This is a genomic window from Verrucosispora sp. WMMA2044, from assembly GCF_027497155.1.
Taxonomy (GTDB): Bacteria; Actinomycetota; Actinomycetes; order Mycobacteriales; family Micromonosporaceae; genus Micromonospora; species Micromonospora palythoicola.
The window spans coordinates 2811137-2835443 of record NZ_CP114913.1; the positions used below are offsets into that span (position 1 = coordinate 2811137).

A 24307-nucleotide genomic window follows, 5' to 3' on the forward strand; every position below is an offset into this window, starting at 1 on the left:
GCTGTCCCGCCGCGACCGCCGTGGCCGGTCCAACGGTCCTAAACGGATTGACAGGCGTGCCGGGCCTCGACAGGCTGGGCGAGCAGGACGTAGTCAGCCGGAGTGGCACACGGGGAGAGGCCATGAGGCGTCCACGCGTCAAACCTGAGCACGCGCCCTACCGGATCGCCGACGGCCGGATCCGGATCGGCGGACCGACGTACGGCATCGCCGCCGAGGTGGCGGATCCCAGCGGTGCCGTCTGGTGCCTGCTGGAGAACATGGACGGCAGCCGCAGCGCGGCGGAGATCGTGCGTCGGGTGCGGACGGCACATCCCGACCATCCGGTGACCGACATCCGCGCCGCCCTGCGACTCTTCATCGACTCCGGCTACGTCGAGGAGGCTGACGCACCCGATCCACCCGAGCTCAGTGAGCGCGATCGGCAACGGTTCGACCGCAGTCGGGCGTACTTCCGCTGGATGGACCTCGTCCCCCGGGACAGCACCTGGGAGCCGCAGGTCGCCCTGAGCCGCGCGGCCGTCACCGTGATCGGGCTCGGTGGCACCGGCGGGACCGCGGCCATGGCGCTGGCCGCGAGTGGGGTCGGGCGGATCCGCTGCGTCGACCCGGACGTGGTCGAACTGTCGAACCTGAACCGCCAACTGCTCTACGCCGAGCAGGACATCGGTCGGGCCAAGGTCGACGTGGCGGTGGAACGGCTTCGGCAGCTGAACTCGACGGTCGATGTCACCGGGCTCCGGCAGCGCGTCACCGGCACCGAGCAGGTGGCGGCCCTCGCCGCGGAATGCGACGTCCTGCTGCTCGCCGCCGACCAGCCACCGGCGCTGCGGCGCTGGACCAACCGCGCCTGCCTGGCCACCGGCACCCCCTGGGTGGACGCCGGCTACCACGGCCCGCTGGTGCAGGTCGGGCGGTACGTGCCGGGCACCGGACCGTGCTGGGAGTGCGTCCGGTGGGCCGACGCCGAGCAGCGTCGCGCGATAGGCGTCCGAGCCGCCGACACGGTACGGCGCAACGCGGCGGTCGCGAACGCGGTCGCCGCACCAACGGCGGGAATCTCGGGTCACCTGGCGGCACACCACGCCATGGCGTTGATCACCGGCGTACCGGCGTTGCCGGCCGGGCGGGTCGACGCGGTCAATCTTCTGGCCCCCGACGCGACCTTCGTCCGCGACGACCCACGCCGACCGGACTGCGCCGCCTGCGGGACGCCGGCATGACCGGCCCCGGGGTGAGCGGACGCGTCACGCCCGGGGCAGGCACGTCCACGCCGCAGGCGTCCGACACGATGCCGATCGCCGACCGCAGTCGGGTCCGGCTGCACCGGCTCCACCTGCGTCCGGAGGGCGGTTCGTGGGTGGTCGGCCGGATCGACACCGGGTCGTTCGTCCGACTACCGCCGATCGGGCACCGGGCCATCACGCTGCTGCCGCACACCACTGTCGGCGGCGTGCGAACCACGCTGCGGGAGGAGAGCGGCGACGACGTGGACGTCGCCGAATTCGTCGCCGACCTGGCCGACCTCGGTTTCGTCGCGGAGATCGACGGTCGACCGCTGCCGACGGCGGCGGCGCCCAGGCCGATGCTGCCCTGGCTGCGTCCACGGCACGTCCGCTGGCTGCTGCATCCGGTGGTCCCGCTGATCGCCGTCGCCGTGGTACTCGCCGCCGCGGTGGCGATCGGCGGCGACCCCGTGCTGGCACCACGCCACCAGGACCTGCTCTGGAGTGCCAGCGGCGGGCTGATCCTGCTCGGCAATTTCGGGATCGTCTGGACGCTGATCGGTCTGCACGAGCTGGCACACCTGGTCACCGCCCGCGCGGCCGGGGCACCCGGTCGAATCAGCCTCGGTACCCGTTTGCAGTTCCTGGTCGCGCAGACCGATGTCAGCGGCGTGTGGGCGGCACCCCGCCGCGACCGCCTGGCCGTCTACCTCGCCGGTATCGCGACGAATCTGGTGATCTACGCCGGAACGGTGCTGCTGCGGGCCACCGGTGTCGCGGGCCCGGCCGACGGCCTGCTCGCGGCGGTGGGCCTGCTCTCGCTCGGTCTCGTTCCGGTGCAGTTCCTGGTGTTCATGCGCACCGACATCTACTTCGTGCTGCAGGACGTGACCGGCTGCGCCAACCTGTACGCCGACGGTTCGGCCTACGTGCGACACCTGGCGCGGTGGCCGGCGCGCCGGTTCTGGCCGGCAGCCGGCCCGGGCGAGGACCCGAGCCGGCGACTCACGGCCCGGGAGCGCCTGGCCGTGCGGGCGTACGCCGTCGTGCTGGTCGCCGGGACGGTCGCCTGCCTGGCGGTGGCGGCTCTGGTCACCCTTCCGGTGACGGTCACCGTACTGACCTCGGCCGTCGGCACCATGCTGGCCGGCGGCTCGGCCGGCGACCTGTTCGACGCGGGCGCGGTAGCCGCCATCAGCGTCGTCTTTGTCGTCCTGTGGACCCGCGCCTGGTGGCATCGACACGGGCACCGGGTCCGACGGGGGATCAGCCGCCCACGGCGGCGAACCGGAAGGAGGTGAACCGCATGAAGAAGACGGACGGCCGCAAGGCCGACAAGCCGCAGGCCGGCAAGCTCGACAAGATCGAAATCCGCAAGCTCGACAAGATCGAGACGACCGCGCTGAGCAGCAACCCGTCCGGCTGATGCCGACGGACCGCCGGCTCGACGCGATCCCGGTCGCGCCGAGCCGGCGGCACCCGGCAGAGGTGACGGTGTCGAGACAGAGAGGTGGGGCCGTGCGGGATCTGCTCGATCAGGCGACCGGGAGGCGGCTGGCGCGGGAGGCGTACCTGACGGACTTCTGGGAGCGGTTCTGGGCCGTCGACGGCGCGCACATCTGGAAGCTGGAACGACGGCAGCACTTCCGGGAGCCGGGCTACGGGGTGTGGGAGGCGTTCGCCCGGGGCGACTGGCCGGAGTCGATGCGGCTGCTCCAGGCTGACCGGCAGCAGATAGCCGCCGAGCACCGACGGATGGCCCGGCACGCGATCAGGCTGCACTGGGTCCGGGTGGTGGAGCCGCCGCTGAGCGAGTACGTGCGCTGGAACCTGCACGTGCTGCGGATCAGGGCGGAATGCGGCACCGACGCCCGGATCGTCGGGCCACCACAGGTCGCGCCGCTGGAAGGCGGCGAGCCGCTACCGGAACTCGTCACGGTGGCCGACGAGACGCTCTACGAGGTGCGGTACGACGCCGACGGCGTACTCGTCGGCGCGGACCGCTACACCGACGCGGGCCTGGTCCGGGCGTGCCGGCAGGTGCTCACCGACCTGCATCGGGCGGGCGAGCCGCTGGCCGACTACTTCCCCCGCGAGCTGGGCTGACCGACGAGTCGGCGGCCGACGCCTTGACGCCGGAGTTTAAGTCAGCAATAGTTGAGTCTATGGAGGTTGAGCTTTCTTCGTTGGTTGCCCGGGCGCGTACCCATGCCGCGCTCGGCGAGCCGGCACGCCTGGCGATCGTGGACGCGCTCGCCCTCGGTGACGCCTCGCCCGGCGAGATCGCCAACCGGCTCGACATGCCGACCAACCTGATCGCCCATCACGTCAAGGTCCTCACCCAGGCCAGCTTGGTGGTGAAGGTCCGCTCCGAGGGCGACCGGCGGCGCACCTACCTCCAGCTGCGTCCCGAGACCCTCGCCGCCCTCGCCACCCCGCGACTGACCGGGTTCGACCGGGTGGTCTTCGTCTGCACCCACAACTCGGCCCGCTCGCAGCTGGCCGCCGCGCTGTGGCGGCACCGCACCCGCGGCGCCGCCGCCTCGGCCGGCACGCAACCGGCGGCCCGGGTCCACCCCCGCGCGGTCGCCGTGGCCCACCGCCACCAACTCGACCTCGATCCCACCGGCACCGCCCACGTCGCCGACGTCGTACGAGACGACGACCTCGTCATCGCCGTCTGCGACAACGCCCACGAGGGACTGACCGACCAGCTACGCCCCCGGTTGCACTGGTCGGTTCCCGACCCGGTCCGGGTGGACACCGACGAGGCGTTCGAGTCCGCCTACGCCGACCTCGCCGACCGGGTCGCCCGGCTCGCGCCCGCCGTCCTACCCGGAGACCCACGATGACCAGCCTCGCCCGCAGCTCCCGCCCCGACCTCTCGGTCGATCAGCACTTGGCCCTGCGCACGGCCGCAACCCGCCTCGCCGCGGAGTTCCACGGCACGTACGGCCCGGAGACGATCGAGCGTTTCCTGCACAGCAGCTACGACCAGTTCGCCGTCGACGGTCGGATCCCCCACTACCTGCCCCTACTCGCCGAACGCTTCGCCCGCCAGCGGCTACAGGCACTGGCCCGCGTCGAGGGCCACCACCGGGACGGCCGGCCCGTCGTCCTGTTTCTGTGCACCCACAATGCGGGTCGCTCGCAGATGGCGCTCGGGTTCCTCACCCACCTGGCCGGCGATCGGGCCGTGGCCTGGTCCGGTGGCAGCGAGCCGGGCACCGAGATCAATCCCGCCGCGGTGGCGGCCATGACCGAACGCGGTATCGACATCTCCGACGAGTTTCCCAAGCCCTGGACCGACGAGGTGGTCCGCGCCGCCGATGTGGTGGTCACCATGGGCTGCGGCGACGCCTGCCCGGTCTTCCCCGGGACTCGCTACGAGAACTGGGACCTCGCCGACCCTGCCGGCCTCGACGTCGACGACGTCCGGCCGATCCGCGACGAGATCGAGCGGCGGGTACGGCGTCTCCTCGACGAGTTGAACGTCCCCACCCGATAACCATCGAGGAGAAGCACAACAAGATGACCATCGCACTCTGGCGGCGGCTGCTGGCCGAGTTCGCCGGCACCGCCCTGCTGGTCACCGCCGTGGTCGGCTCCGGCATCATGGCCACCGACCTGTCCCCGGACGACGTCGGGCTGCAACTGCTGCAGAACTCGATCGCCACGGCCTTCGCCCTCGGCGTACTGATCCTGATGTTCGGGCCGGTCTCCGGCGCGCACTTCAATCCGGTCGTCTCCGCCGCCGACTGGCTGCTCGGCCGCCGATCGGGCACCGGCCTCTCCCCCCGGGAACTCGCCGGCTACGTCGCCGCGCAGGTGACCGGGGCCGTCGCGGGGTCGGTGCTGGCCAACCTGATGTTCGCCCTGAGCGCGGTCAGTTTCTCCGGCCGGCAACGCGGCGGCAACCTGTGGCTCGGCGAGGTCGTCGCCACCGCCGGCCTGGTCCTGCTGATCTTCGCGCTGGCCCGGTCCGGCCGCGCCGTCGTGGCGCCGGCCGCCGTGGGCGCCTACATCGGGGCGGCCTACTGGTTCACCTCGTCCACCTCGTTCGCCAACCCGGCGGTCACGGTCGGCCGCGCGTTCACCGACACCTTCGCCGGCATCGCTCCCGGTTCCGTGCCGGGCTTCGTGGTGGCACAGGTCGTCGGTCTCGCCGTCGGTGTCGGCCTGCTGGCGGCCCTCTACCCCGACGCCGGTGCCGCCGCCGACCAGGTGGTCGTGCCGGCCGACGACCAGGCGACCGTGAGTCGACGCTCATGACCTGCCCGCACGACCGACCGCCAACCAGGAATCCCGTACCGCAGAAAGGCACCCCGTGACCGACAAGCCCAGCGTCCTGTTCGTCTGCGTACACAACGCCGGCCGTTCCCAGATGGCCGCCGGCTGGCTGCGTCACCTCGGCCGCGACGCCGTCGAGGTCCGCTCCGCCGGCTCCGCTCCCGCCGCGACCATCAACCCGGCCGCCGTCGAGGCCATGCGCGAGGTGGGCATCGACATCACCGACCAGACCCCCAAGCTCCTCGAGTACGCCACCGCCGAGTCCTCCGACGTGATCGTCACCATGGGCTGCGGCGACGCCTGCCCTGTCTTCCCCGGCAAGCGCTACGAGGACTGGAAACTCGACGACCCGGCCGGCAAGGGCGTGGCGGCGGTCCGCCCGATCCGCGACGAGATCCGTACCCGGGTCGAGGCGCTCCTGGCCGATTTGCGCAGGGCCGGCTGAGGCCTGCCGCGCGCCCGGACGGGCGCGGTCGGCAATATGCACCGTGAGTGCAAAATCCCACTGGGTTTTCGTTGACGAGCCCGACCTCGATGCCGGAATACTGCTTCCAGTCCCGAGATCGGAGGCAACGATGACGGCGGATCCATCCGGCGACCTTCCTACCGCTTTTCTCGCCGACGGACCTGACGAACCGGTGGTCATGCTCAACCTGCTGCGGTTCGCCGACGGCGGCCGCGCGCGGTACCAGCAGTACGCGAAGGCTTTCACCACGACCGTCGCGCCGCACTACGGTGTCGAGGTCGTCTACGCCGGCGACGGTGACGACGCCCTCGTCGCCGCAGCGGGTCAGCAGTGGGACGCGGTCCTGCTGGTGCGCTATCCAACCCGCCGGGCGTTCAGTCGGATGATCGCCGACCCCGCGTACCAGCGGATCGCCCACCTGCGGCGGGAGGCGTTGCGCGATGCCGTGCTGCAACCCACCCGCCCCTGGGGACGGACGCCACGAGACGACTCCAGACAGCCGTGACGGGCGCGCTCGCCGCGCCACGATACGGAGACTTGCCCGATCGCCGACTGGCTGGTTAGGTATGCCTAACCAAAGTTCGGGGAGGGTTCCATGTCATCGCCCGCTGTGGCCGAGGCGATCGGCGGCCGGGACAGTGCTGTCGTCGTCACCGACCAGGTCGACGTCGAGGCGCTCGCCGAGGTCTACCACCGCGTGCACGCCGCCGACCTGCACCTGGTCGACCACACCGTCCCGACGGTGGCGGAACGCCTGCGGTGGACCGCCGAGGCCCCCGGTTTCTCGGCGGCGCTCGGGTACGTCGACGGCCGGCTCGTGGGCACGGTCATGGGTTGCCCGCTGCCACCGGAGACCCTCTGGTGGCGTGACCTGACCTCGACCAGGGATCCCGACCTCGCGGTGGAGTGGCCGGGCCGCACGTTCGCGGTGTGCGAGGCGTTCGTCCTGCCCGAGTACCGCCGTCACCGCCTCGGCTTCCGGATGACGGTCGAACTGCTGTCCCGACGGCGCGAGGAGCGCGTGTCGCTCGCCGTCGCCGAGACCAACACCCGGGTGTGGCACGCCCTGCAACGCAGCGGATTCGACCACGTCGGCGATCTCGTGCCGTTTCCCGGCTGGCGCTCGCACCGGATGCTGGTGCGGGACCTGCCGCTGGCCAGCCGGCCCTGAGCCGACGCCCACCCCCGTCCACCGGCTCGCCGTCATCCGAACGTATCCACAGTGGAGAACGTGTGAAACGCAACTGGGAAGCCCTCGTCCTCAAGGCCTTCGGTGGCCGGAACTTCCAGCTGACCGTCCTGGAGAACGAATCCGTCGGCGACCGCTACCAGCGGCTGCTCGTCGACGGGGGTGACCTGCTGCGCGCCTGCGGCGTACACCCCACCATGTGGATCCGGCTGTGGTTCGACAACGCGGGCCGCCCCCACCAGCGGGCGTACACCCTCGTCGATCCGGACCCGGACAGCGGGCGCTTCCACCTGGTGTTCGCCCTGCACGACGGCTGCGCCGCGCGTTGGGCCACGACGGCTCGGCCCGGAGACACCATCGAGGCGACCGTGCAGGGCAGTTCCTTCACGCTCCCCGATCCGGCGCCCGGCCGGCTGTACCTGGTCGGCGACGCGGCGTCCCTGCCGGCGGTCAACAGCCTGCTCGACGCCGCCGGGCCGGTGTCGGCGCGGATCTGGCTCGAGTACGCCCACGACGGCGAACGAGACCTGCCGCTGCGTACCCGGCCGCACGACGAGGTGGTGTGGGTGCCGCGCCGCGACGAGGGCCAGCACCTGGTGGACACCGTCACCACCGCCCTGACCGACGCCCAGCAGGACGGCCTGTACTGGGTGGCCTGCGAGGCGGCCAGCACCCGCGGCATCGTCAGGCACCTGCGGCGCGGGCTGGGCGTCGGCAAGGAGCAGGTGGCGGCGCTGGCCTACTGGCGCGCCCGGTGACGGCTGGGCACCGCGCCGGCTCGTGATGCTGTACCTGACCGCACTCAACCCGACCGACTCCGTGCTGGACGGCCTGCTGCCGGCGGCCGACGCGCTCGGCGTGCCGGTGACCGTGCTGACCGACCGACCCGACGACTGGCCCGAGACGGTGCCGAAGCAGGGCTGCCCGGTGCGGGACCCGCAGGCCGTCACGGAGGTGGTCCGGGCCGGACCGGCCGCGGTGGGCCTGTTCTCCAACAGCGATCACCTGCAGGCCGCGACGGCGCTCGCCGCCCACCGCCTCGGCCTGCCCGGCAAGGAGCCCGAGTCGGCGCGGCGCTGCAAGGACAAGGCCGCCACCCGGCAGGCCGTCGCCGACGCCGGACTCGACGTCGTCCACGCCCGCCTCCTCGAACCAGGGCGGCCGCCGACGTTCGACCTGTTTCCCGCCGTGGTCAAGCCCCGCGACGGCGTCGCCAGTGAGGACGCCTACCTGGTCACCGACGCCGACGAGCTGGCCCGGCGGGTGAGCGAGATCCGCCGTCGCCGACCGGACGCGCCACTTGTGGTGGAGGAGTACCTGCCCGGCGACGTCCGCACCCACGACACCCTCGGTGACACCGCGACGCTGGCCGTGCTCGGCGGCTGGCGTACCACGCTCGGCCCGCCACCCACCTTCACCGAGCTGTGCCTGGAATGGGCGCCGGCAGCCCCGGCGACGGCCGAGCGGCTGCGGGCCCAACTCGACGTGCTCGGCGTCCGGTTCGGCCCCTGCCACACCGAGTTCGTCGTGCACCGGGAACGACCTCGGCTCATCGAGGTCAACGACCGGCTGATCGGTGACCGGATGGATCTCGTCCTGGCCGAACTGCTCGACGTGCCGCTGTTCGAGTACGTCATCCGGCTGCACCTCGGCGAGTCCGTGGCCGACCTCGGTCTGCCCGACCCGGCCACGATCGAACAGACCGCCCGGGTCGAGTACGTCTGCGCCGACCGCGGCGGCACTCTCGTCGCCGCCCCCGGGCCCGTCGACGCGGTACGCGACGGGGTCCGACTCGGCTGCCGCCCGCTGCGGGCGATCGGCACCACCGCCGAGCGCACCGGCACCAACCGCGACTACCTGGCCGTCGTGCACGCCATCGGGCCGGACCCGCACGCCGTGAGCCGCGCGCTCGTCGAGTTCCGCGCCGGACTCGACTGGGTGATCGCGACGTGACCGATCCGGTGGAGCAGCAGCTGTTCCGCCGGGTGCTGGACGCCCTGCTGCGCGAGGACCATCTGGGCCTGAGCAGCGGTGGCGGTCCGGACGGCCCCGGCTGGTGGCAGGCACCGCACCGGGCCGGCCGGTTACGCCTTCCGGTTCGTCCCGACGGCTTCCAGCACACCGTCCGCGTCGCCCGCGCCGAGCTGAACGTGCACCCGCCCGGCCGGACGCCACGTCGGGTGGACACGCTGGCGGGCCTGTTGGCGCTGCTCGCACCGGGCGACGACGCCGACGCCGAGCAGGGGTGGCGCGCCTTCGTCGACGAGTGCCGGCAGGACCTGCTCGCCCGCCGGCTGGCCGAGGCGACCCGAGACGACACGTACGCCCGGATCGCCGCCGCCCGCGTCGACCCGCCCACCGGGTTCGGCGGTGCCCTGCTCGACGACGTGCTCGCCGCCCACGCCGGCCATGCCGTCTACCCCACCGACCGGTGCCGCCACGGTCTGGACGCCACCGAGCTGCTCCGGTACGCGCCGGAACACGCGCCCACGTTCGCGCTGCGTTGGCTGCCCGTACCGACCCGGGCTCTGCGGCTGCACGGCCGGCTGCCCGGCTGGTGGCCGACGACCGGCCGGGCCGGGCAGGTGCTGCTGCCGGTGCATCCGCTCACCGCCGACCGGTCGGCGCTGCCCGTGTTCGACGGACCGGACATCACCGTGCGGCCCACCCTGTCGATGCGGACCGTCGCCCTGGCCAGCGACCCGACGACGCACCTGAAGCTGCCGCTGCCGACCGCGAGCCTGGGTGCCCGCAACCGCCGTACCCTCGCACCCGACTCGCTGTCCGACGGCGCGGCGGTGGCCGCGTTGCTCGACCGCATCGCCGCGGAGCAGCCGCGCTTCGCCGACCGGATCACGCACGCCGACGAGAGCGTCTTCGGTCACCGTGACGGCGACGAGCTGCTGTCGTTTCTGCTGCGCCGGCTGCCCACCGGGTTGGAGCGGGCGACCGTGGTGCCGGTCGCCGCGCTCGCCGCGGCGGATCCCACCGCCGGCACGGTCGCCCAGCGGATCGGCGGGGACGACCCGGGTCGGCTCCTCGGGTCCTATCTGGATCTCCTGCTCGACTGGCATGTCTGCCTGTGGTTACGGTACGGAGTGGCGTTGGAAGCACATCCGCAGAACATCCATCTGGTCCTGCCGGCCACCGGTCCGGTTCGGCTGCTGTACAAGGACAACGACGGTGCCCGGCTGGACCCCCGGCACGCCGGCTCGGTCCGGCTGCGCGACAAGCGGATGTGGATTCGTCAGCCGGCGGAGTTGGCCGACGTGTTCGTCACGATCACCCTGCACCTGGCGGCGGCGGCACCGCTGCTCGCCCTGGCGGAACAGGGCGTCACGGTGCCCTCCCCCGCCGAGGCGCTCGCACCACGGCTGCGCGCCGCCCGCGACCGGTGGGGCGACACACCCGCCCGGCGCGAGCTGGTCGACCGGGTCCTGACCGCCGACCGGCTGCCGGTCAAGGCGATGCTCACCGCCGGCACGCTGCTGCCCAAGCACCGGATCGGCTGCACCGACGTGAACAAGTTCTACCGTCGGACCGGACCCAACTACCTGCGGAGCGGCTCGTGACCCCGCAGACCGCCGAGGCCGCCGCCCGGCCGGCCGAGCGCGCCGCCGACCTGGCCGCCGCGCACACCCTGCTCGCCTGCTACCTGCGCGAGGTGGCCGCGCCCGACGGGACGGCCGAGACCGTCGCTGGGCTTCTGCGGATCCGCCTGCCGCACCTCGGTCTGCTGCTGTCCTGCCGGCTGACCCGGGTCTCCCCCGTGCTGGCGCACCGCTACGTCGGCCCGGTCCGCTGCCGGCCGGTGGCGGCACCGGTCGACCGCCGTCACCCGGCCGTGCCGGACCTGTCGACCGCCGGCACGCCGGTCGACGGCCCGTCGGCACCCGGCGCCCTCGTCGACGACGTACCCGCCGTCGACGCACCGGTCGACGTCGGGCGACTCGCCCGGCTGCTCGCCGCCGAGCTGGCCGCCCGTACCGGGCTGACCAACGACGAGTTCGTCGAGCAGGTGCTCGGTAGTCGCGACGCGCTGGCCACGCTGTTGCGCGAGCGCCCGTCCCGCGACCCCACCCCGACGGGCGACCCGGTGGTGGACGGCTACGTCGACTCCGAACACTCCCTCGTGCACGGGCATCCCCACCATCCCAGTCCGAAGTGGCGCAGCGGCGATCCGGCGGGTTGGCGTCGCCACGCCCCGGAACTGCGCAGCACCTTCCGGCTCAGCTGGCTCGCGGTGCCCACCGACCTGGTGGCCGGCGACGGGCCGGTCGACGAGCTGATCGCACCGCTGGAGCCACCGGACGCACCACCCGGACACCACCTGTTGCCGGTGCATCCGTGGCAGCTGGACCTGATGCCGCCGACCGACCCGAGGGTGCGCGAGCTGGGCCCGGCCGGCGTACCGGTTCGGCCGACCGCGAGCGTCCGTACGCTCTACGCACCCTCGGTGGACCTGTTCCTCAAGACCAGCCTGCACGTACGCATCACCAACTGCCTGCGCAAGAACGCCCGGTACGAGTTGACCGGAGCGGTGGCGTTGACCCGGTTCCTGGACAGCGTGCCGCTACCCGCGCGGGTCGGGTTGCTGCGGGAACCCGGCTACCGGACCGTCGACCTGCCGGGGGCCGACGAGGCGTACGGCACGATCCTGCGGACCGGGGTGCGCGAGCATCTGCGGCCGGACGAACGGGTGGTGTTGGCGGCCGCGCTGGCCGCCACGCCGCTTGCCGTGCCGGACCCGTTCGACTGGTGGCGGGCCTACGTCGACCTGCTGGTACCCGGCGTGCTGCGACTGTGGCTCCGTCACGGGGTGGTCCACGAGGCGCACCTGCAGAACGTGCTGGTGGTCCTGGACCGCGACGGCCGCCCGGTCCGCCTGATCCTGCGTGACCTGGAGGGATTGAAGCTGGATCTGGGCCGGTTGCCGGCCTGGCCCGACCAGGTTCCCCGGCAGTCCGCCTACACTCCCGCGCAGGCGGTCCAGCGCATCGTCTATTGCCTGTTCGTCAACCATCTCGCCGGCCTGGCCGGTGCGCTCGCCGACGGTCACCCCGGCATCGAGCCCCGGCTGTGGCGGGCGGTCAGGGAAGCCGTCGAGGCGACGTACGCGCAGCTGGGTGAGCCGGCCGAGCTGCTTGCGCTGCTCGACGGCGCTCCGCTGGCCGCCAAGGCGAACCTGCTGGTCCGTTGGCACCGGGCCGCCGACCAGCAGGCACCCTACGTCGCGGTGCCCAACCCGCTCGGCGGTGCCGGGTGACCCGACCGACGTACGTCTACGATCTCGCCGCCCTGGCCACGCACGCCGCCGCCGTCCGGGCGGCGCTGCCCGAACGGGTCGAGCTGCTCTACGCGGTCAAGGCCAATCCCGATCCGGGGATGCTGCGCACCCTCGCGGCCACTGTCGACGGTTTCGAGGCGGCCAGTCGCGGCGAGCTGCGTCACCTCGCGGCGGTGCTGCCCGACCGGCGGGTGGCCGCCTTCGCCGGTCCGGGTAAGACCGACGCGGATCTCTCGGCGGCGCTGGCCGCCGACGTGCACCGGGTACACGTGGAGTCCGCCGCCGAACTGCACCGGCTGGCGACCCTGGCCCGGGCCGCCGGGCGTACCGTCGACGTGCTGCTGCGGGTGAACCTGCCGGTGGCGACACCGGGCGCGGTCCTGGTGATGGGCGGACAGGCGAGCCCGTTCGGGATGGACCCACCGGAGGCGGTCCGGCTCGCCGCCGACCCGCCGGAGGGCGTCCGGGTCCGGGGGGTGCACGCCCACCTGGCCAGCGGACTCGACGCGGCGACCGCCGCCGTGGTGGCGCGCGAGGTGACCGACTGGGCGGTGCGGCAGGTGGGCGCGCAGGAGGTGAACGTCGGCGGCGGCATGGCCGTCGACTACCGCCACCCGCAGCACCGCTTCGACTGGTCCGGCTACGGCCGGCTGCTCGGCGAGGTGGCGGACACCTACCCGGGCGTGCGGCTGCGGATCGAGCCAGGCCGCGCCGTCGCGGTCTACTGCGGGTCGTACGTGACCGAGGTGATCGACGTGAAGCGGTCCCAGGGTCAGTGGTTCGTGATCGTGGCCGGCGGCACCCATCACCTGCGGACCCCGGCGGCCAAGGGACACTCGCAGCCCTTCGTCGTGGTGTCCCGGGGCGGTGCCGGGCCACGGACCGACGGTGGCCCGGTCACCGTCGTCGGCCAGCTCTGCACGCCCAAGGACGTACTGGCCCGCGACGCCGTCAGCGGCCCGGTCGCGGTCGGCGACGTGCTGGTGTTCGCGATGGCCGGCGCCTACGCGTGGAACATCAGCCACCGCGACTTCCTCCTGCACGACCCGCCCCACTTCACCACCGGAGACCCGCTCGACGTGGCCCGGAACTGGGACCGCCGACCGACAGATCCGGTCAGTGACCGCTGTTGATCACCGTGATCCGGTGACGCGCTCAGCTCGACAGGCCGACGCCGGACATGACGACCCGGACCAGCTCGCGACGGATTCGCAGCTCTCGGGGTGACCGGGTGGTGACCGACGACTCGTCCGCTTCCCGCTGCCCTGATCTTGCTGATAGCTTCTTGCCATAAGTTTGCAAGAGCTAAGGGAGTGCAGATGGGTGCGGTGACCGCCACCGCCCAGCCCGGGAGCCGGCCGGACCTGCTCGGCGTGGCGGCGCAACGCCGCCGGACCGGGATCTGGCTGGTCGCGCTGACGGTCGCGCTGGTCCTCACCGGCGTGGCCGCGGTCGGCTCCGGCGCGATCGGCATCCCCCCGGCCACGGTGGCGCGGATCATCGGGCATCACCTCGTCGGCCTGCCCGGCGAGGTGACCTGGACCGCGCCGCAGGAAGCCATCGTCTGGCAGGTCCGGCTGCCCCGGGTGCTGCTCGGCATGCTTGTCGGTGCCGGGCTGGCCGCCTGCGGGGTGGCGTTGCAGGCCATGGTGCGCAACGTGCTGGCCGACCCGTACCTGCTGGGCATCAACTCCGGCGCCTCCAGCGGCGCCGCCGCCGCGATCCTGTTCGGCGCCGGCGCCGGCTTCGGGCAGTACGCCCTGTCCAGCAGCGCCTTCCTCGGCGCGCTCGGCGCGTCGCTGCTGGTCTTCCTGATCGCCCGCAGCGGCGGACGGGTGACCTCGATCCGGCTGCTGCTGTCCGGCGTCGCCGTCGGCTACGCCCTCTACGCCACCACCAGCTTCCTGATCTTCGCCTCGGGGTCCGCCGAGGGGGCCCGATCGGTGATGTTCTGGCTGCTCGGCTCCCTCGGACTGGCCCGGTGGAACGCCCTGCTCCTGGTCGCCGCCGTCGTGCTGGGCGGCATGATCGGATACCTGACCGTCGGTCAGCTCGGCCCGTCCGGTGTCCGGGTTGTAGCGGCTGCATCACGAGGGCCTGGGTAGGCAGTGGTACGGCCCCTCGTGGCGGATGCCGCGCTCCCGGTCGTACTCGGTGACCATGTGTACCCAGCGCTACTGCAGGTCGGTGGTCCAGGCCGTCGGATCCTGCGGGGTGTCGACAAGCAGGGGTTCGGGGGCCGGGGTGACCTCGGGTACGCCGGCCTTGGCGGGCGACGCCTCGACGTGCTGGCCATCGGCGACGAGACCGCCCAGACGCTCGGCGTGTCACCCGACCGGTTCCGGCTGCGGCTGCTCGTGCTCGTGTCGCTCAGTGTCGGCGTGCTGGTCTCGGCCGCCGGCAGCATCGGCTTCGTCGGCCTCGTCGTGCCGCACCTCGCCCGCCGCATCGTCGGCGCCCCGCACGTGCGCGTGGTGCCCGTCGCCGCGCTGCTCGGCGCCATCCTGCTGGTCTGGGCCGACGTGCTCGCCCGGGTGCTGCTGGCCCCCCAGGAGATCCCGATCGGCATCATCACCGCCCTGCTCGGCGCCCCCTTCCTGCTGGTCCTGATCCGTCGTCTGCACGCCACCGGCGCCTGAGCGCCCGATGAGCCGAGGAGCACCGATGAAGGCAACCCGTCTCGCCGTCACCACGGCCACGACCGTTCTCGCGCTGCTGGTCGCCGCCTGCGGCGGTTCCGCCGACGAGCCGGCCACAGCCGCCCCGGGATACCCGGTCACCGTCACCAACTGCGGCGTGGAGGTGACCTTCGACGCCGCGCCGGAGCGGGTCGTGCTGCTCAAGAGCGCAGCCGTGCCGTACCTGCACGCCCTGGGCGTGATGGACCGGGTCACCGCCCGGGCCGGGCAGTACCCCAGCGAGTACTACGACGCCGGGACCCTCGCCGAACTGGACCGCATCCCGCTGCTGACCGACAAGACCGACACCAGCGGGCACCTGCAGATCTCCAAGGAGGTGGTGATCAGCCAGGAGCCCGACCTGGTGCTCGGTGAGGTCGACAACCTGTCCCGCGACACCCTCTCGGCGGTGGACATCCCGCTGCTGGAGGAGCCGGCCATGTGCCCGGACAACACCGCCACCCCCAGCTTCGACGACATCTACCGCCAGCTGGAGACCTACGGCCGGGTGTTCGGCCGCGAAACGGAGGCGGCCACGGCGGTCGACGCGCTCCAGCAACGGATGGCGAAGATCCAGGCCGAAGCTTCGACGGCGTCCGGCCGTACCGCCGCCGTGCTGTATCCGACGGTCGGCGGCGGCACCACGTACGCGTACGGCACCGCCAGCATGGCCCACCCGCAACTTGAGGCGGCCGGCTTCCGCAACGTCTTCGGTGACACGCCGGAGCGGGTCTTCGAGGTCACCGTCGAGGAACTGCTCGGCCGCAACCCCGACGTGCTGATCCTGCTCTACAGCGACGGCGACCCCGCCGCGGTCGAGCAGGGCCTGACCGGCCTGCCCGGTGCCGAGAAGCTCAACGCGGTACGCGACGGCAACGTGCTGACCCAGCTGTTCAACTTCACCGAGCCGCCGACCCCGCTGTCGATCGACGGTCTGGAGCGCATCGTGCAACGGTTCGGGGCCGACTCGTGATCCAGGCGACCCGGGTGTCCTGGCGCTACGGCGCGAACCCGGTGATCGACGGGGTGAGCGTGACCGCGCGACCCGGACGTGTCCTCGGGCTGATCGGCCCGAACGGCAGCGGCAAGACCACGCTGCTGCGGCTGCTCTACGGCGCGCTGCGCGGCGGCACCGGACGGGTCGCCGTGGACGGTGACGACCTGGACGCGCTGCCGCCGCGGGAGGCCGCGCGCCGGCTGGCCGTGGTGGTGCAGGAGGCCGGCGGCGAGACCGCCCTCACCGTGGCCGAGCTGGTGCTGCTGGGCCGTAACCCGCACCTGACCACCTTCCAGCGCACCGGCCGGACGGACCACGAGATCGCGGCGCAGTGCCTGACCCGGGTCGGTGCCACCCACCTGGGATCCCGGGCGTTCGCCAGCCTCTCCGGCGGCGAACGCCAGCGGGTGCTCATCGCCCGGGCGCTGGCCCAGCAGGCCACCCACCTGCTGCTCGACGAGCCCACGAACCACCTCGACATCCGCTACCAGCACGAGATCCTGCGACTGGTACGCGACCTCGGCACCTGCGCCGTCGTCGTGCTGCACGACCTGAACCTCGCCGCCCGCTACTGCGACGACCTGGTGCTGCTCGGCCAGGGTGGGGTCGCCGCCGCCGGCACCACCGAGCAGGTCCTCGACCCTGCCGTTCTCGAACCCGTCTACGGCATCGGCATCCAGCGCCTCGACGTCGCCGGCACCATCCACCTGCTGTTCCACCCGACCGACCAGCCCGCCGTCGAAAGGACCGCCAGCCGGGTCTGAGACCGGCCGGCGGCCCGGCTCGGCGGTGATCGACAGGATCAGCGCCGAGCCGGACCCGGTCAGTGGATGGGACCGCCGTCAGAAGTCGTCGTCGAAGGCGACCGTGCCGGTGACCCCGACCTGGTAGGCCGACACCCGCCGTTCGAAGAAGTTGGACAGCTCCTGCACGTCCTGCAACTCCATGAAGGCGAACGGGTTCTTCGACCCGTACAGCGGTTCGATCTCCAACTGTGCCAGCCGGCGGTCGGCGACGTGCTGGAGATATTCGCGCATGTCGGCCAGGGACAGCCCGGACACGCCCTGTTCGAGCAGGTCGGCGGCGAACTGCACCTCGCACTCGACGGCCTCGGCGAGCATGTCGCGGACCTGCTGGCGCATCTCGTCGTCGAACAGGTCCGGCTCCTCGGCGCGTACGGTGTCGACCACGTCGAAGGCGAAGGCCATGTGCATCGACTCGTCCCGGAACACCCAGTTGGTGCCGGAGGCCAGACCGTGCAGCAGACCCCGGGACCGCAGGAAGTACACGTAGGCGAAGGCACCGTAGAAGAACAGTCCCTCGATGCAGGCGGCGAAGCAGATCAGGTTCAGCAGAAACGCCCGCCGGTCCGCGCGGGTCCTCAGCTCCCGCAGCTCGAAGATCGAGTCGATCCACTTGAAGCAGAACTCGGCCTTGCGGGCGATCGACGGGATGTTCTCCACCGCCGCGAACGCCGCGAACCGCTCCCGCTCGTCCGGCACGTAGGTGTCCAGCAGGTTCAGGTAGAACTGGACGTGCACCGCCTCCTCGAACAGTTGCCGCGACAGGTAGAGCCGACCCTCCGGCGAGTTGACGTGCTGGTACAGGTTGAGCACGAGGTTGTTGGCGACGATGGTGTCGCCGGTGGCGAAGAAGGCGACCAGCCGGGACACGAGGTGCTGCTCCGCCGGGGAGAGCTTGGCCAGGTCGGCGAGGTCGGAGTGCAGGTCCACCTCCTCGACGGTCCAGGTGTTCTTGATGGCGTCCTTGAAGCGGTCGAAGAACTGCGGGTACCGCATCGGCCGCAGAGTCAGGTCCATGCCGGGGTCGAGCAGCATCTGCCGCTGGCCGGTGTCGGGTTCGGAAACGGTGGTCACTGGCACGCCTCGCAGCTCTCGGGGTTCTCCAGGGAGCAGGCCAACGCCTCGGCGTCGCTGACCGCGACGACCGGCTTGATCGCCGGGGTGACGGTGACGGTGGCCTGCTGGATCCGGGTCGCGGGACGCGACCGCAGGTAGTAGGTGGTCTTCAGCCCGGCCTTCCAGGCGTACAGGTACATCGAGGAGAGCTTGCCGATGGTCGGCGCGCTCAGGAACAGGTTCAGCGACTGCGACTGGTCGATGAACGGAGCCCGGGCGGCGGCCAGGTCGATCAGCGCCCGCTGCGGCAGCTCCCACGCGGTCCGGAACAGCTCCCGCACCTCCGCCGGCAGCTCGGCGATGCCCTGCACCGACCCTTCGGCCCGCTTGATCTGCTCCCGGATCGGCGCCGTCCACAGCCCGCGCGCCTTCAGCTCCCGGACCAGGTAGGTGTTGATCTGGAGGAACTCGCCGGACATCGTCTCCCGCTTGAACAGGTTGGACACCTGCGGCTCGATGCACTCGTAACACCCGGCGATCGAGGCGATCGTGGCGGTCGGCGCGATCGCCACCAGCAGCGAGTTCCGCAGCCCGTGGCGGCCGATCCGCTCCCGCAGCGCGGTCCACCGCTGCGCCTGCGTCACCTCCGCGCCCCACAGGTCCGGATGCAACTCACCCTTCGCGGCACGGGTTTCGGCGTACGCCGGATGCGGGCCGAACCGCTCGGCCAGACCCGCCGACGTCTCCAGCGCGGTCAGGAAGATCTCCTCCTGCACCCGGGTCGACAGTTCCCGCGCCGACGCCGAGTCGAACGGCAGCCGCAGGGTGAACAACGCGTCCTGCAGACCCATCAGCCCGAGCCCGACCGGACGCCAACGCGGGTTCGACACCGCCGTCTGCTCGGCCGGGTAGTAGTTGATGTCGATCACCCGGTCGAGGAACACCACCGCCGTGCGTACCGTGGCGCGCAGCCTCTCCCAGTCGACGCCGTCGGCGGTGACGTGCGCGCCCAGGTTCACCGACCCGAGGTTGCACACCGCCGTCTCGGTGTCGTTGTTGACCTCCAGGATCTCGGTGCACAGGTTCGACAGGTGGATCGTGTTGCCGGGCGCACCGGTCTGATTGGACAGCCGGTTCGCGGCGTCCTTGAACGTCATCCACCCGTTGCCGGTCTGCGCGAGCGTACGCATCATCCGCCCGTACAGGTCGCGGGCCTTGACGGTCCGGACGGCCTTCTTCTCCGCCGCCCGGTACGCCTCGTCGAACGCCTCGCCGAACAGGTCCGGCAGCTCCGGCGCGTCCGACGGGTCGACGAGCGACCAGTCACCGTCCGCCTCGACCCGCCGCATGAACTCGTCGGGGATCCAGTTGGCCAGGTTCAGGTTGTGGGTACGCCGGGACTCCTCCCCGGTGTTGTCCCGCAACTCCAGGAACTCCTCGATGTCCGGGTGCCACGGCTCCAGGTACACGCAGGCCGCGCCCTTGCGCCGGCCACCCTGGTTGACCGCCGCCACCCCGGCGTCGAGCGTCTTCAGGAACGGCACGATGCCGTTGGAGCGGCCGTTGGTGCCCCGGATCAACGCGCCCCGACCGCGCACCCGCGACCAGGAGATGCCGATCCCGCCGGAGAACTTCGACAGCTTCGCCACCTGGTGGTAGCGCTCGTAGATCGAGTCGAGTTCGTCGCGCGGCGAGTCGACCAGGAAACACGACGACATCTGGGTGTGCCGGGTGCCCGAGTTGAACAGCGTCGGTGAACTCGGCAGGTAGGCCAGGCTCGACATCAGCCGGTAGAACCCGATCGCCTCGCCCGGCGTCTGCGACAGCCCGCAGGCCACCCGCAGCAGCCAGTACTGCGGCGTCTCCACCACCAGGCGGGTCTGCGGATGCCGCAGCAGGTAGCGGTCCGCGACGGTGCGCAGCCCGAAGTACTCGAACCGCAGGTCACCGTCCGGATCCACCGCGTCGTCCAGCTTGCGCGCGTTACGGGCCACGAATGCGGCGGTGGCGTCCCCGATCAGCCCCAGGCCGTGGGCGTACCGGATGGACTGGCTGAAGCTGGCCACCTGCTGCCCACGGACCTCCTTGTCCACGTACGCGGCCAGCAACCGCGCCGCCAGCTTCGAGTACTGCGGTTCCTCACCGATCAGCTCGGCGGCCGTCTGGATGGACAGCTTGTCCAGCTCGGCGGTGGTGGCACCGTCGTACAGCCCGCTGATGGTCTTGGTGGCCACCCGCAGCGGATCCACCTCGTCGAGGTCGGCCACCCACCGCTCCACCGCCCGGACGATCTTGTTCACGTCCACCGGTTCCGTGGCGCCGTCGCGTTTGCGGACCTGCATCACCTGCCGGCGCTGCTCCGACACAGCTGGGCCGGAGGCCGCCATCTCCCGCACGACCGTCACGTCTCTCTCCTCGCGCCGTCTACCGAGGGCCTCGGACACGCGGGAGGACGCCACGGAATCCGCGCAGGCGGCGCGGCCCGTTCATGGCGTCGGCCGTCCCACGCGGCCTGCGGCCGCCGCCCACGAGTGCGGGCGGCGTGCTGGCAGGTCTTCGGACTCGTGGGCGTGCTCGCGCGCTCCTACTGGCCGTCGCTTCCCAGGCCGGAGCCCAGTGCTTCGTGACGGCTGTCGTTCCCACTCACCGCTGCGGGGCAGCCCCGGATTTCCACCGGGTTCCCTCTTGCCTCGGCCGCCCCGGATGGGCGCCCGAACCAGCTACGGGTGACACCATATATGGGCGACCCACCAACGCAAGACACCAGATGGTGTGTCGGCGTGTCCGTGCAACGGATGTCCCTCCGGATCCGCGCTCGGGCGTCCCGGAAGGTTTGACGTGATCTGCCATGCTGGCCGCGTGAAACCCAACCTGGAGCGGATCCCAGGACAGCAGGACCGACTCGCGGAGCAGATCCTCGCCCGCGCGCCGCGACGCATCGAGCAGAATTTCGTACGCTCCCTCGAACCCACCACCGCGCTCGCCCTCGGCCGCTACGGTGCCCGCCTCGCCACCCTGGCGTTGCGGCAGAACTCGGTCGACCTGCTACGTCGCTCGGTGCTGGCGACCGGACTCGCCGGATGCTTGGCGTCCGATGACGACCGGGACATCATGGTGGCGCTGGCGGTGCCGTGGATCGTGGCACAGCAGCTCGGAGCATCCCCGGCCGAGGTGTTCGCCACGGTCAGCGCAACTCTTCCGGAGGGGCCGGCAGCCCGCCTGGTCCAAGCCTTCGGTGCCTGTACCAACATCACCTTGGAAGCCTTCGGCTGGGAGCTGGTGACGACCGCCGACGGCCCGGACTTCCGTCCGGTTCCCTGATCACGCTCGCCGCAGTGCCGGACATGAGTTGACGGCACCCCGCGTACGAAACTGCCTCCGGCTGGGCCCTCGACGCTACGACGTCCCGCAGGAGCACCGCGTCCAGGCGGTGAACCGGGTGGTCAGCTCACCCGCATCTGCGGCCGGCAAGTCGTCCAGCGCGGCCGTGAGCAGCGCGCCCACGTACATCGACAGCCCGACGCGATCCCGGCCGTACGCCTCACCGAGCCGTACCCGCGCCGGAGCGCACGGCCACACCGGTTCGCCGTCGCAGGTGCCGCACGTCCACTGCGGCCGGCGCGGTAGGTGCTGGTCGCCAAGGCGGCAGGGCAGGGCGTCGACAGCGCGACCGATCCGGATCGCTTCAGCGGCCATAGCGTCGCGGTAGCGCACGGGTCGCCCGGTCATGCCGGCCACCGCGCGTTACGCCGCGCCTGATCGAGCAGGCGTCGCCGGGCCGCGTCCTGCTCGATTTCCTGCCACCGTTGCCCGGTGCCGGCCGGCGGCACGGACCACCGCCGCCGCAGCCACCACCGAAACCTGCGCCACACGCCCACCGCCGCCACCTCCGCCAGGTCGTAAAGGGGGTGGCGGCGCTGCACGGGGGAACACCACCGCCACCCGCAAACATCGTGCGATGACGGCGTGTGCCCAGGTCAGAGGCTCGGTGTCCGCTACGGGTTGACGGACAGGCCCAAGTCGCGGACAGCGGCGTCAACCTGCCCGGCCAGGCGTCGGGAGGCCGTTGACACCGCGATGGACCGTGCCCGCTCCAGCACCCGCTGCGCCGAGCCACTGTCCCCGGCCCGGCCGTGGGCGATGGCCAGGTGCACGAGGTGCCGACCGTGCCAGTCGGCGCTCTCGGCCGTCTCGTCCACCCCCGCCGTGCCGGCGGTCAACAGTTCGACGGCTCGGTCGTTGGCCCGCGCGTCCCGGTCGCCCAAGTACCGCCACACGATGCCCTGCTGTACCGCGTAGAAGGCCGGGGTGTACCAGTACCCCCACGCGGGCAGTGGCGTCTCTGCCGCCTCGGTGGCCAGGTCGGCGGCTTGCGTGAGCATCTGCCGCACGTCGGTCGGGCACGCCCCAGCCATGGCCAGCCCACGCGCCTCCTGGCCGGCGGAGTACGCGCGCAACGCCGTGTTGGCTCGCGGATCAATCCGGGCGGCCCGGGACAGCCCGATCATCTCTGGCAGGTCGCCGCGACCCTCCGCCCGGTGGCCCTGGAAGGACAGTACGGTCGCCGTCAGGTCGGCGTTGCTGGCCTCTGTGGACCATTGCAGACTGCGGTCCAGCCATACACGGGCGGTCCGGTCGTCACCGTTGGCGATACCGAGCCAACCGGCGAACTGCGCCCACTGCGCAGCCATGTCGACCACCGCCGGCCGCACTTGGTGGCCAGCCTCGCGCAGCAGCGACCCGATCGTGTCGAGTTGGACGCGCACGGGCGGTAGGACGGCTGCGGCGCCGATGGAGTCCTCCAGCCGCCGGTATCCGGCGAGCACGTCGCCCAGGATGCGAACCCCGGCCAGATCTACACGGCCCGGATGCGCGGCGACGTAGGCAGCCCGCCGGCCGCCATCGGGAACGTCAACGACCATCGCGGCGAGCGCACCACCGGCGGCCAGCGCGTCATCGAGGCGGACGGCGACGTCGACGGCTGGCCGGGTCTGCCCTGTCTCCAGCTGATGAATGACGCTCTTGCCATGGCTCACCGCTGCGGCCAACTGACGCAGCGACAGGCCACGTTCTCGGCGTAACCGGGCCAGCTCAGCCGGGAATCGCGGGTCAACGATGGTGTGTGCGCTTGGTGGCATGGCGTTGCTCCTGGGCAGCGGACCAAGGCCGGCCACCGGCGGGCCGCCACAGTCGACGGTACTCAGCAACGGCATGCCGAGACAGCGGTCGACACGCGAGCCCGTCTTGCCGCGGACAAGCTTGTCCAACTCCGCTCGCCCTTCGTCCTAGTCCTGAGTAGTACGGCCCGATGCTTTCCTACGCTTCTCTGGCGCTTGACGATCCACACGAGCATCTTTCGTCCACTGCCGGTCGGACGTTCGTCTATGCTCGCTCGTATTTCCTGCAACTGCCGAGCGGTGGAGAGGGAGAGCCATGTCGGACTGGACGGACTGGCTGGAACGGGGGTCCTGGTTTGCGGCGATAACAGGTACGCTAGTTGCTGTCATCGTGGCCGTGCAAGCATCGAACACCTCCTCTCGGATGAAGGCGACGCTGGAAATGGCGAGGCCCTTTGTCCGCGCGTTGGCGCTCTCCCTGGACAAGCCAGAAATACTGGCCGCATACGAATCCGAGTGTACGACCGCCAAAGACATCCTGCACAGGAAGACGCGCCGCAGGCTCGGTGTGGCAGGCGTGCTACTTGGCTTCCCAGCATTGTCGGTCATCGCTGCCCTACTTCTTCCTGAGATTCCTAATCGCACCGAAATGCGGTTCTCCATCGGCGACGCGGCACAGCAGGAATGCACGACCACGGGTCTCAACTTCGCAATGCACACTACATGCATTAATCGCTGGTTCCTCGACTCGTCGAGACAGACAATTCAGGCACAGGCCACCCTCTCGGGTCCGGCACGCCAGAGGGATCTGAGCATCGCCGTTGACGGCTGCTCGGACCGCGCGCAGGTTCGGTGGGAGCTTCTCGCTGATGGCGAAGCTCTCGGCAATGGCATGGCTGGTTCTGGGGGCCAGGAACTACGCGTGCCTAAGGGCAAGTCATCGCTCACCATCCGAGCCGAGCGTATCGATGATAATTCGTGCTCCGCAGAACTCGTCGTCGAGGCCGTCCAGTGGCCCTAGTACTCCAGTGGTCGGACCAGGACAGGCGATGACGTCGCCGACGCGCCGGGTGGTTCGATGATCAGGGCGTGGAACAGGCGTCGGAGATCGTTGACGGTGATCGGGACCAGGCCGACTGGCGTGGTGGTGCTGGCCGCTGCGGCACCGTGACCGCCGTCATTCCGTGTCACCGGCAAA

Annotated in this window: 26 protein-coding genes and 1 riboswitch; of the genes, 20 read left to right on the forward strand and 6 right to left on the reverse strand. The window is 71.4% G+C overall.

Annotation, left to right across the window (positions count from 1 at the left end; genetic code table 11):
* Positions 1–122: 122 nt before the first annotated feature.
* The 18 genes from O3597_RS12660 (at position 123) to O3597_RS12745 (ending at position 16897) form a co-directional block, all read left to right on the forward strand.
* A complete protein-coding gene (locus O3597_RS12660) occupies positions 123–1223 on the forward strand; it encodes a ThiF family adenylyltransferase (protein WP_281604268.1) in 1101 nt (366 codons plus the stop codon).
* Positions 1224–1291: 68 nt separating this feature from the next.
* Complete coding sequence (locus tag O3597_RS12665; protein ID WP_164447212.1) at positions 1292–2527, forward strand: hypothetical protein; 1236 nt, start codon at positions 1292–1294, stop codon at positions 2525–2527.
* A gap of 217 nt (positions 2528–2744) precedes the next feature.
* Entirely contained in the window at positions 2745–3332 is a 588-nt protein-coding gene (locus tag O3597_RS12670; RefSeq protein ID WP_281604269.1) for a DUF6879 family protein, read from the forward strand.
* Positions 3333–3391: 59 nt separating this feature from the next.
* On the forward strand, positions 3392–4078 hold the full coding sequence (locus O3597_RS12675) for a helix-turn-helix domain-containing protein (RefSeq protein WP_164447214.1): 687 nt from the start codon (positions 3392–3394) through the stop codon (positions 4076–4078).
* Entirely contained in the window at positions 4075–4734 is a 660-nt protein-coding gene (locus tag O3597_RS12680; protein ID WP_348650348.1) for an arsenate reductase ArsC, read from the forward strand. Before O3597_RS12675 ends, O3597_RS12680 begins: the two co-directional genes overlap by 4 nt.
* A 23-nt stretch (positions 4735–4757) precedes the next feature.
* A complete protein-coding gene (locus O3597_RS12685; protein WP_281604270.1) occupies positions 4758–5498 on the forward strand; it encodes an MIP/aquaporin family protein in 741 nt (246 codons plus the stop codon).
* A gap of 55 nt (positions 5499–5553) precedes the next feature.
* On the forward strand, positions 5554–5961 hold the full coding sequence (locus tag O3597_RS12690; protein ID WP_164447217.1) for an arsenate reductase ArsC: 408 nt from the start codon (positions 5554–5556) through the stop codon (positions 5959–5961).
* Positions 5962–6091: 130 nt separating this feature from the next.
* Positions 6092–6487 (forward strand): DUF1330 domain-containing protein, encoded by a 396-nt coding sequence (locus O3597_RS12695; protein WP_281604271.1) that lies wholly within the window; start codon positions 6092–6094, stop codon positions 6485–6487.
* A 90-nt stretch (positions 6488–6577) separates the two neighbouring features.
* The gene (locus O3597_RS12700; RefSeq protein ID WP_164447219.1) at positions 6578–7153 is read left to right on the forward strand and encodes a GNAT family N-acetyltransferase; all 576 of its coding nucleotides are present in this window, start codon (positions 6578–6580) and stop codon (positions 7151–7153) included.
* Positions 7154–7215: 62 nt separating this feature from the next.
* A complete protein-coding gene (locus O3597_RS12705) occupies positions 7216–7929 on the forward strand; it encodes a siderophore-interacting protein (protein ID WP_281580935.1) in 714 nt (237 codons plus the stop codon).
* 25 nt (positions 7930–7954) lie between these two features.
* Positions 7955–9124 carry a siderophore biosynthesis protein gene (locus O3597_RS12710; protein ID WP_281604526.1) on the forward strand — a complete coding sequence of 390 codons (1170 nt, stop codon included), beginning with the start codon at positions 7955–7957 and terminating at the stop codon, positions 9122–9124.
* Entirely contained in the window at positions 9121–10743 is a 1623-nt protein-coding gene (locus O3597_RS12715) for an IucA/IucC family siderophore biosynthesis protein (RefSeq protein WP_164447222.1), read from the forward strand. Before O3597_RS12710 ends, O3597_RS12715 begins: the two co-directional genes overlap by 4 nt.
* Complete coding sequence (locus tag O3597_RS12720; RefSeq protein WP_281604272.1) at positions 10740–12437, forward strand: IucA/IucC family protein; 1698 nt, start codon at positions 10740–10742, stop codon at positions 12435–12437. Before O3597_RS12715 ends, O3597_RS12720 begins: the two co-directional genes overlap by 4 nt.
* Complete coding sequence (locus O3597_RS12725; RefSeq protein WP_281604273.1) at positions 12434–13591, forward strand: alanine racemase; 1158 nt, start codon at positions 12434–12436, stop codon at positions 13589–13591. Before O3597_RS12720 ends, O3597_RS12725 begins: the two co-directional genes overlap by 4 nt.
* Before the next feature lie 186 nt (positions 13592–13777).
* Complete coding sequence (locus O3597_RS12730; RefSeq protein WP_281604274.1) at positions 13778–14563, forward strand: iron ABC transporter permease; 786 nt, start codon at positions 13778–13780, stop codon at positions 14561–14563.
* 57 nt (positions 14564–14620) lie between these two features.
* Positions 14621–15097, forward strand: a complete 477-nt coding sequence (locus O3597_RS12735) for an iron chelate uptake ABC transporter family permease subunit (protein WP_281604275.1) — start codon at positions 14621–14623, stop codon at positions 15095–15097.
* 25 nt (positions 15098–15122) lie between these two features.
* Positions 15123–16109 carry an ABC transporter substrate-binding protein gene (locus O3597_RS12740; protein WP_281604276.1) on the forward strand — a complete coding sequence of 329 codons (987 nt, stop codon included), beginning with the start codon at positions 15123–15125 and terminating at the stop codon, positions 16107–16109.
* Positions 16106–16897 (forward strand): ABC transporter ATP-binding protein, encoded by a 792-nt coding sequence (locus O3597_RS12745; RefSeq protein WP_281604277.1) that lies wholly within the window; start codon positions 16106–16108, stop codon positions 16895–16897. Before O3597_RS12740 ends, O3597_RS12745 begins: the two co-directional genes overlap by 4 nt.
* A 78-nt stretch (positions 16898–16975) precedes the next feature.
* Here O3597_RS12745 and O3597_RS12750 read toward each other — a convergent pair whose 3' ends face one another.
* Together O3597_RS12750 and O3597_RS12755 are read right to left on the reverse strand one after the other, a co-directional pair.
* Positions 16976–17971, reverse strand: coding sequence for a ribonucleotide-diphosphate reductase subunit beta (locus O3597_RS12750; protein ID WP_281604527.1), 996 nt, complete (start codon positions 17969–17971; stop codon positions 16976–16978).
* A 35-nt stretch (positions 17972–18006) separates the two neighbouring features.
* Entirely contained in the window at positions 18007–20379 is a 2373-nt protein-coding gene (locus tag O3597_RS12755; RefSeq protein ID WP_281604528.1) for a ribonucleoside-diphosphate reductase subunit alpha, read from the reverse strand.
* A 142-nt stretch (positions 20380–20521) separates the two neighbouring features.
* Positions 20522–20728: riboswitch (cobalamin riboswitch) on the reverse strand.
* Positions 20729–20851: 123 nt separating this feature from the next.
* Between O3597_RS12755 and O3597_RS12760 the strand changes: the two genes are divergently transcribed.
* Positions 20852–21313, forward strand: coding sequence for a hypothetical protein (locus tag O3597_RS12760; RefSeq protein WP_281604278.1), 462 nt, complete (start codon positions 20852–20854; stop codon positions 21311–21313).
* 75 nt (positions 21314–21388) lie between these two features.
* Here the strand turns inward: O3597_RS12760 and O3597_RS12765 are convergent, their stop codons facing one another.
* The 3 genes from O3597_RS12765 to O3597_RS12775 all read right to left on the reverse strand — a co-directional run bounded on the left by O3597_RS12765 (position 21389) and on the right by O3597_RS12775 (position 23130).
* Positions 21389–21721 carry a hypothetical protein gene (locus O3597_RS12765; protein ID WP_281604279.1) on the reverse strand — a complete coding sequence of 111 codons (333 nt, stop codon included), beginning with the start codon at positions 21719–21721 and terminating at the stop codon, positions 21389–21391.
* Positions 21718–21915, reverse strand: coding sequence for a hypothetical protein (locus O3597_RS12770; RefSeq protein WP_281604280.1), 198 nt, complete (start codon positions 21913–21915; stop codon positions 21718–21720). The genes O3597_RS12765 and O3597_RS12770 overlap by 4 nt, the downstream gene beginning before the upstream one ends.
* Positions 21916–21987: 72 nt before the next feature.
* On the reverse strand, positions 21988–23130 hold the full coding sequence (locus O3597_RS12775) for a helix-turn-helix transcriptional regulator (RefSeq protein WP_281604281.1): 1143 nt from the start codon (positions 23128–23130) through the stop codon (positions 21988–21990).
* Positions 23131–23425: 295 nt separating this feature from the next.
* Here O3597_RS12775 and O3597_RS12780 point away from each other — a divergent pair, with 295 nt between their 5' ends.
* Positions 23426–24130 (forward strand): hypothetical protein, encoded by a 705-nt coding sequence (locus O3597_RS12780; RefSeq protein ID WP_281604282.1) that lies wholly within the window; start codon positions 23426–23428, stop codon positions 24128–24130.
* Here O3597_RS12780 and O3597_RS12785 read toward each other — a convergent pair.
* Positions 24127–24300, reverse strand: coding sequence for a hypothetical protein (locus O3597_RS12785; RefSeq protein ID WP_164446804.1), 174 nt, complete (start codon positions 24298–24300; stop codon positions 24127–24129). The genes O3597_RS12780 and O3597_RS12785 overlap by 4 nt on opposite strands.
* Positions 24301–24307: the final 7 nt, after the last annotated feature.